Source organism: Mesorhizobium sp. M7A.F.Ca.CA.004.04.2.1, from assembly GCF_004022825.1.
Lineage (GTDB): Bacteria > Pseudomonadota > Alphaproteobacteria > Rhizobiales > Rhizobiaceae > Mesorhizobium.
Map to the genome: position 1 here is coordinate 1 of NZ_RZPH01000188.1, position 7,719 is coordinate 7,719.

Here is a 7,719-nt window from a genome sequence, read left to right on the forward strand (position 1 = left end):
GTTCATGCAACCTGTCGTCGGGGACGCTTTCGATCAGCCGCGCCGTGTCCCGATCGGCCGCCGCCTGCAGTCTGGCAAGCGCTGCCTCGCCTCGTGAGGTCAGCGAGAGCACCCTTCGGCGCCGGTCAGCCGGGTCCGTTCTGGCCTCGGTCAGCCCCTGGCCCGCAAACTTGCGCAGGATCCGCGTCAGATAGGCGGCATCGACACGCAACTGTCTTGATATTTCGGAGGCCGCCGGGCCATTCTCCAGCCGAAAAGCACCAGCCAGGAAACCTCGCTCCCCGGCGATTTCGGCGGAAGCCGGGTTGCTGCGGTGACCCAGTTCGAACAGCACGCGCGCCTCGGTCAAAGTGAATGCACTTTGTGTCAGCGTCTCGTCGAGAAGGCCGACGGTGCGCGTGTAGAAGCGATTGAAGCGCCTGACATCGGCCACCAATGCGTTGCGTTCGTCCAACATCCGCAGCCATTCCTAAGGCAGCCGTATTTTCCAAAATTAGTGGACGGAGTCAATTAAATTTTGAGCCAGAGAGGCCAGCCATTGCGCTCGCGCGCAGTTCCCAGGTTGCATTCCTCACGCCACGCGCCAGATTCAAAACGAGACAGGCTTGGAGAGATTCATGGCTGATCGTCGCAGGGAAGTGCTGACGCGGGTCTACGGCAATGTGCAAGGCGTCGGCTTCAGGGCCTGGGCTCGGGATCAGGCCACGAGCCTTGGCCTTGCGGGCTGGGTCCGCAATGAGGCGGATGGGTCTGTAACGGCCCAGATCGCTGGGCTCGATGAGGCGGTCTCGAAAATGATCGAGCGCCTCTGGAAAGGGCCGGCCGGGGCTTCGGTCTCCAGGGTCGACGTCGAGGACTTGGCAACACAACACCTTCTTGTCGGGTTCAGGATCATTGCCTGAGCGCGCCGCCTTGAATTAATCGAACGTTCGTTTTATTATCACTCCACAGAGGAGCTGACATGGCGCGCACGACCGGATCCGATGGCGAAAAGACCGAAGCGACCATCCGTGGGGCGGCGGTCAACCTCATCGCGCGGTTTGGCTACGAAGCAATGTCGATGCGCCAGCTTGCCGCCGAGGTCGGCGTCCAGGCGGCCGCGCTCTACCGCTATTTTCCAACCAAGGAAGAGCTTCTGTTCACGCTGATGCGCGAGCACATGGAGGGTCTGGCCACAGCATGGGAAGCAGCCCGCCCGGCGGACGCAGATTCGGCGCAACTGCTCTCGGCCTATGTGCGCAATCACATCGCCTTTCATATCGAGCGACGGCACGCCACGCATGTGTCGAACATGGAATTGCGCAGCCTGTCGCCCGAACGGCTGACGCAGATCCTGCGCATGCGCACTGCCTACGAAAAGGAACTGCGCACTATTTTACGCGATGGCGCCGAGACGGGCACCTTCAGCATCGACGACACCGGGCTGACCGCCATGGCACTGATCCAGATGATGACTGGCGTCATCGTCTGGTTTCGGCCGGGCGAACGCCTGTCGATCGCCGAAGTGACCGCGACATATCTTTCAATGACAATGCGGCTCGTCGGCGCGAAGATCGACGCCTACAGCGCCGCGCGCCCCTTCGGGCGCGCAAAGGACGCTGCAGCATTTTGATTTCGCGCATGATCCCTTTCCGAAAATCAAAGTCGATTTTCGGGGTCATGCGCAGGGAGGAGAAAAATGTACACGAACACGCTCAGCTTCGGGCATGACGAGGAGATCGAGGCGCTGCGCGACTTGGTGCGGCGCTTCGCCCAGGACCGGATCGCTCCGATCGCCGCCGACATCGATCGCTCGAACGAATTTCCGGCGCATCTGTGGGGTGAACTCGGTGCGCTCGGCCTGCTCGGCATCACGGCCGATCCCGATTTCGGCGGCAGCGGCATGGGCTATCTCGCGCATGTGATCGCCGTCGAGGAAATCTCGCGCGCTTCGGCCTCGGTCGGCCTCTCCTATGGTGCTCATTCCAATCTCTGCGTCAACCAGATCAACCGCTGGGGAACGCCAGCGCAGAAGGGAAAATTCCTGCCGCCACTGTGCTCGGGCGAGCGGGTCGGCGCGCTGGCGATGTCGGAACCCGGCGCCGGCTCGGACGTCGTCTCGCTCAAGCTGCGTGCCGAAAAGCGCAACGACCGCTACGTGCTCAACGGCACCAAGATGTGGATCACCAACGGGCCTGACGCCGAGACCCTGGTCGTCTACGCCAAGACCGACCCGGACCTGAAATCGCGCGGCATCACCGCCTTCATCGTCGAGAAAGCGATGGCCGGGTTTTCCGTGGCGCAAAAGCTCGACAAGCTCGGCATGCGCGGCTCCAATACCGGCGAACTGGTTTTTTCGGATGTCGAAGTGCCGTTCGAAAACGTGCTGCACGAGGAGGGCCGTGGCGTCGAGGTGCTGATGTCGGGCCTCGACTATGAGCGCACCGTGCTTGCCGGCGGCCCGATCGGCCTGATGGCGGCATGCCTCGACGTGGCGATCCCCTACGTGCATGAGCGCAAGCAGTTCGGCCAGGCGATCGGCGAGTTCCAGCTGGTGCAAGGCAAGCTGGCCGACATGTACACGGTGATGAATGCCGCGCGCGCCTATGTCTATGCCGTTGCCGCCGCCTGCGACCGCGGCCAGACGACACGCAAGGACGCCGCCGGCTGCGTGCTGTTTGCCGCCGAGAAGGCGACGCTGATGGCCCTCGACGCCATCCAGCTGCTTGGCGGCAATGGCTATATCAACGACTATCCGACCGGCCGCCTGCTGCGCGACGCCAAGCTCTACGAGATCGGCGCCGGCACAAGCGAAATCCGCCGCTGGCTGATCGGCCGCGAGATCATGGCCGAGGGGATGTGATGCCTAGCAAGGGAATGCAAGTGTGCCGGACTGCGGATTGCTTGACACGTCAAACACCCATCTCGTGGGAGGCTGTAGTTTTGCGAGTATTGAGAGATAAGCAGGGCCATAGATGATCCTCTCATTGGCGCATCCAATCACAAGGCGGGGAATATTTGCGATGGCTTTGTTTTCCTCAATTGCGGGCTTTCTCGGACAAGCCAAGGCGCAGAAGCGGCGCTTCTCTGACATTGCGGAATTCAGAGGGCTCGTAATCGCCGCACTCAAACGGCAGCCGGGTGTCGATAGCGCTATCGTAGACCCATCGGATCCCGCAAAGATCAGTGCAAAAATCGGCGGCGTGGAAGTGACGCCCGACGTCACAAACGTGTTCGGCTACTTAAACTCATACCCCGACGAGGACGCTGATGCGGCTATAGACAGACTTGTCCGAAGCCTCACCGAAACGCGACCGACCAAGGCGAGCGAAGAAAATCTCATCGCGGTGATCCGGACCCAGCAATATGTCGAGCACCTCAAATCGATGGGTTTGGATTTGTTGTATGAACCGCTGGTTGGTGAGATCTCGGTTGTCTATATGGTCGACCTTCCGGATTCGGTGTCACCCGTGGCACCAAAAGACTTCCCAGGTCGGGCGCTTTCGGATTTGCGGGTCGTTGCGCTGGACAACGTAAAGAAATGGCTTCCTAGAATTGTTTCCGACGGAGAAGCCGCGTTAGCGTGCCTGTATTATGTCGACGGCAATACTATGTTGTCCACAAGCCTTATACTTTTTGACGATTTCTGGTTGTCAATCAAACCACAGTTTCCTGGCGATGTTTTGTTCGCTCTGCCACGCCGAGACCAGTTGTTCGTCTTCGATGCAGGCAATCCGCAAGCCCAAAGCGCGGCCAGGCAGATGATAGACGTTACGTTCAAGGACGGTTTCAATCTGCTGTCCGACAAGATTTTCGAACGCCGCAACGGCAAACTCCTGGCGCAGATGTAGGGGTTGGACATGGCTCCATTGCAAACCCAGATCTCCCCCTCCTCCGAAACCTTCCGTGCCAATGCCGAGCGCATGCGGGCGCTGGTCGCCGACATTGCGGAGAAGGCGGCGGCCGTCGAGCGCGGCGGCTCGGAGGAAGCGCGCGAACGGCATGTTTCGCGCGGCAAGCTGTTGCCGCGGGAGCGCTTGGCGCAATTGCTCGACACCGGCTCGCCCTTCCTCGAGATCGGCCAGTTCGCGGCATGGTCGATGTATGGCGAGGAGATCTCTTCGGCCGGCATGATCGCCGGCATCGGCCGCGTCGAAGGCACCGAAGTCATGGTCGTCGTCAACGACGCCACGGTGAAGGGCGGCACCTACTATCCGCTGACCGTGAAGAAGCATTTGCGGGCGCAGGAGATCGCGCTGCAGAACAATCTGCCTTGCATCTACCTCGTCGACAGCGGCGGCGCCAACCTGCCCAACCAGGACGAGGTGTTTCCCGACCGTGAGCATTTCGGCCGCATCTTCTACAACCAGGCCAACATGTCCGCCGCAGGCATTCCGCAGATCGCCTGCGTCATGGGTTCCTGCACGGCGGGCGGAGCGTATGTGCCGGCGATGTCCGACGAGACGATCATGGTGCGCAACCAGGCGACCATCTTCCTCGGCGGTCCGCCGCTGGTGAAGGCGGCCACTGGTGAAGACGTCAGCGCCGAGGATCTCGGCGGCGCCGATGTGCACACGCGGCTTTCCGGTGTTGCCGACCACTATGCACTCGACGACGACCATGCGCTCGCCATTTGCCGACGCATCGTCAAAAACCTGAATCGGAACAAGACTGTAAGTCTGAACTTACAGAAATCGATTCCGCCGCTTCATCCCGCGGATGAACTGTACGGCATCGTGCCTACCGACCTGCGCCAGCCCTATGACGTCCGCGAGGTGATCGCGCGCATCGTCGACGGTTCCGAATTCGACGAGTTCAAGCAGAATTACGGCACCACGCTGATCACCGGCTTTGCCCATCTGCATGGCATGCCGGTCGGCATGATCGCCAACAACGGCGTGCTGTTTTCCGAAAGCGCTGTGAAGGGCGCGCACTTCATCGAGCTGTGCTGCCAGCGTAAGATCCCGCTTGTCTTCCTGCAGAACATCACCGGCTTCATGGTCGGTCGAAAATATGAAGCAGGCGGCATCGCCAAGGACGGCGCCAAGCTGGTGATGGCGGTCGCCACCGCCAGGGTGCCGAAGATGACTGTCATCATCGGCGGTTCGTTCGGCGCCGGCAATTACGGCATGTGCGGCCGCGCCTATTCGCCGCGCTTCCTGTGGATATGGCCGAACGCCCGCATCTCGGTGATGGGCGGCGAGCAGGCGGCAACGGTGCTTGCCATGGTCAAGCGCGAAGGCATCGAGCGCAAGGGCGGGGAATGGAGCGCCGAGGAGGAGGCGAAATCCAAGAAGCCGATCCTGATGAAATACGAGCATGAGGGCCATCCGCTCTATTCGTCCGCACGCCTCTGGGACGACGGCATTATCGACCCTGCGAAGACGCGCGACGTGCTGGCGCTCAGCCTGTCCGCTGCGCTCAACGCCGAAATCGAGGACACGCGCTTTGGCGTGTTTCGGATGTGAGAATGGACGGTCAACTTCGACGGCCAAACGGCGGAACTATAGCGGCAGGCCGTTGCTGCCGTGCGAAAAGGCTGAACTGTATGGGCCAATCGATTCATCAGCATAAGCGGCTTCGATTCTCAAACAGTGAACTGGCGGCGAGGCAAAATATTCGCTACTGCTTATCCAGCATGGGGCAATGGGGACGGGCTGAAAATGAAACTGAAATATTGCCAGGGAACGGCTGCTTCGATACTTTCTGTATTTCTAATATTAACAGCGACCGACGCCGGCTCGGCGGAATCGCTCGCAGGACGCAAGGGAGACGTGCGTTTTCCGCCGACCTTGGGTTCGGGCGAATGCAACGTTGCCTACAAGGGTTATGTCGCGGCGAGCGGTCATTCGGCCTACGCTACAACCTTTTATTCGCGTGTCGTCGACCTCTACATTGTCTGCGGGACGAAGCTCAACGCGCCGTCCCAGAAGGCGGCGGAAGAGACGGCGCTGCGCAATTGCCAAGCCGGCTTGACACGGTGGAAGCTCAAGACCGCGAGTGGCGGCTGCGCAATCTCGTCATCGAAATAAGCAACCAGCCGAGACTTTTTTGCGAATGGGGGAAGCAGTATGAAATCCTGGACCCGCAAAGGAGCAGCCACCTCTATAGTGGCAGGCTTGCTGATCGTGGCGGCCCCCACCGCCGCCATGGCCGGATCGCTGGCAGGCAGCAAGGGCGACGTGCGCTACCCAGTGACCATTCCTATAGGAACCACCGGGGGCTGCGGGAAGGCTTACGCAGCGTATCTCGCAGCCGCAGGCCATTCGGCTTTCGCGGCGACGCCAATCGTTCCGGCGACCGAGTACTTCGTTTGCGGCGTGAAGCTGAATGCATCGTCGCAGAAGGCGGCTGCGGAACTGGCACTGAAATCCTGTCAGGCCAGCAAAAGCAAATACAAGGTTACCGTTGCCGGCGCCTGCAGCATCGCCGCGTCCAAATAGGCCGGAAAACGCCCGGTTTTTCTCGTTGGGTAAGACAAGATGAAATCCACGAATTCCAGGCGAACAGCCATGGCGATATTGGCCGGATTGCTGACGGTCGCCGCGTGCGGCGCGGGCATGGCCGGCTCACTCACTGGAAGCGAGGGAGACAAGCGTTTCCCGCCGTACCTGCCGCGAAATCCCAAGGATCCCTGCACCAAGACCTACAAGGCCTATGTCGCGGCCGGTGGCCATTCAGCGTACGCAACCACTCCCTACGCGCGGATAATGTCGTCGTACATAGTTTGCGGCGGCCACCTCAACGCACCATCTCAAAAGAGGGCCGAAGAGTTGGCGATGAAATCCTGTCAGTCAACCCGCGGCCACTACAAGGTCACGACCGGCGGCGCCTGCGAGATCGCTGCCTCCAAATAGGCTGGCGCCTGCCAGAATGGCGCTGCCCGAGGCAAAACCGGGAGGCTCCATGTTCGCCAAGATCCTGATCGCCAATCGCGGTGAGATCGCTTGTCGTGTCATCCGGACGGCGCGCAAGATGGGTGTGCGCACTATCGCCGTCTATTCGGATGCCGATGCGAGATCCCTGCATGTCGAGATGGCCGACGAGGCGGTGCATATCGGCCTCTCGCCCGTCGGCGAAAGCTATCTGCGCGGTGACAAGATCATCGCCGCGGCCCTGGCAACGGGCGCACAAGCCATTCACCCCGGCTACGGCTTCCTGTCGGAAAATCCCGATTTCGTCGACCAGGTGGTGGCGGCGGGGCTGATTTTCATCGGCCCGTCGGCGGCCTCGATCCGGGCCATGGGGCTGAAGGACGCCGCCAAGCGGCTCATGGAAAAGGCCGGCGTGCCGGTCGTGCCGGGCTATCATGGCGAGGCGCAGGAGATCGTGCTGCTTGCGTCCAAGGCACGCGAGATCGGCTACCCGGTGCTGATCAAGGCGCGCGCCGGCGGCGGCGGCAAGGGTATGCGCCGGGTCGAGCATCCCGATGAATTTTCCGAGGCGCTGTCCAGCGCGCGGCGCGAGGCGAAAGCCGCTTTCGGCGACGACCGCGTGCTGGTCGAAAAATATGTCGACAAGCCGCGCCATATCGAGGTGCAGGTGTTCGGCGACAATTTCGGCAATGCAGTGCACCTTTATGAACGCGACTGCTCGGCGCAGCGCCGCCACCAGAAAGTGATCGAGGAATCGCCCGCGCCCGGCATGACCGAGGCTTTGCGCAAGGCGATGACGGATGCGGCGGTGAAGGCCGCCAAGGCGATCAATTATTCAGGCGCCGGCACCATCGAGTTCATCGTC

The 7,719-nt window shown here is 61.1% G+C and carries 10 protein-coding genes; 9 read left to right on the forward strand and 1 reads right to left on the reverse strand.

What is annotated here, in order from left to right; all coding sequences use genetic code 11:
- On the reverse strand, nt 1-457 hold a 457-nt coding region (locus EN893_RS11270), incomplete at its 3' end, for a MarR family transcriptional regulator (protein WP_128361540.1).
- 160 nt (nt 458-617) lie between these two features.
- On the opposite strand from EN893_RS11270, the gene EN893_RS11275 reads away from it, so the two are divergent.
- From EN893_RS11275 to EN893_RS11315, 9 genes are all read left to right on the forward strand, one after another.
- Nucleotides 618-902, forward strand: a complete 285-nt coding sequence (locus EN893_RS11275; protein WP_127268654.1) for an acylphosphatase — start codon at nt 618-620, stop codon at nt 900-902.
- A gap of 59 nt (nt 903-961) precedes the next feature.
- Entirely contained in the window at nt 962-1,612 is a 651-nt protein-coding gene (locus tag EN893_RS11280; protein ID WP_127268653.1) for a TetR/AcrR family transcriptional regulator, read from the forward strand.
- A 66-nt stretch (nt 1,613-1,678) separates the two neighbouring features.
- Nucleotides 1,679-2,842 carry an isovaleryl-CoA dehydrogenase gene (locus tag EN893_RS11285; RefSeq protein ID WP_127272451.1) on the forward strand — a complete coding sequence of 388 codons (1,164 nt, stop codon included), beginning with the start codon at nt 1,679-1,681 and terminating at the stop codon, nt 2,840-2,842.
- Between the two features lie 160 nt (nt 2,843-3,002).
- Entirely contained in the window at nt 3,003-3,830 is an 828-nt protein-coding gene (locus EN893_RS11290; protein ID WP_164748953.1) for a DUF1444 family protein, read from the forward strand.
- A 9-nt stretch (nt 3,831-3,839) separates the two neighbouring features.
- On the forward strand, nt 3,840-5,447 hold the full coding sequence (locus EN893_RS11295) for a carboxyl transferase domain-containing protein (RefSeq protein ID WP_127272452.1): 1,608 nt from the start codon (nt 3,840-3,842) through the stop codon (nt 5,445-5,447).
- A gap of 195 nt (nt 5,448-5,642) precedes the next feature.
- Nucleotides 5,643-6,011: a hypothetical protein gene (locus tag EN893_RS11300; RefSeq protein WP_127269365.1), complete on the forward strand. Its 369-nt coding sequence runs from the start codon at nt 5,643-5,645 to the stop codon at nt 6,009-6,011.
- A gap of 39 nt (nt 6,012-6,050) precedes the next feature.
- Complete coding sequence (locus EN893_RS11305; RefSeq protein WP_127269364.1) at nt 6,051-6,422, forward strand: hypothetical protein; 372 nt, start codon at nt 6,051-6,053, stop codon at nt 6,420-6,422.
- Nucleotides 6,423-6,491: 69 nt separating this feature from the next.
- A complete protein-coding gene (locus EN893_RS11310) occupies nt 6,492-6,836 on the forward strand; it encodes a hypothetical protein (RefSeq protein WP_236382870.1) in 345 nt (114 codons plus the stop codon).
- A gap of 49 nt (nt 6,837-6,885) precedes the next feature.
- On the forward strand, nt 6,886-7,719 hold an 834-nt coding region (locus EN893_RS11315), incomplete at its 3' end, for a biotin carboxylase N-terminal domain-containing protein (protein WP_128361541.1).

Bases quoted from the DNA above. Each gene is read 5' to 3' on its own strand.
- EN893_RS11290 (WP_164748953.1), top strand. From the start codon at position 3,003: ATGGCTTTGTTTTCCTCAATTGCGGGCTTTCTCGGACAAGCCAAGGCG.
- EN893_RS11305 (WP_127269364.1), top strand. From the start codon at position 6,051: ATGAAATCCTGGACCCGCAAAGGAGCAGCCACCTCTATAGTGGCAGGC.
- EN893_RS11275 (WP_127268654.1), top strand. From the start codon at position 618: ATGGCTGATCGTCGCAGGGAAGTGCTGACGCGGGTCTACGGCAATGTG.
- EN893_RS11310 (WP_236382870.1), top strand. From the start codon at position 6,492: ATGGCGATATTGGCCGGATTGCTGACGGTCGCCGCGTGCGGCGCGGGC.
- EN893_RS11285 (WP_127272451.1), top strand. From the start codon at position 1,679: ATGTACACGAACACGCTCAGCTTCGGGCATGACGAGGAGATCGAGGCG.
- EN893_RS11300 (WP_127269365.1), top strand. From the start codon at position 5,643: ATGAAACTGAAATATTGCCAGGGAACGGCTGCTTCGATACTTTCTGTA.
- EN893_RS11295 (WP_127272452.1), top strand. From the start codon at position 3,840: ATGGCTCCATTGCAAACCCAGATCTCCCCCTCCTCCGAAACCTTCCGT.
- EN893_RS11280 (WP_127268653.1), top strand. From the start codon at position 962: ATGGCGCGCACGACCGGATCCGATGGCGAAAAGACCGAAGCGACCATC.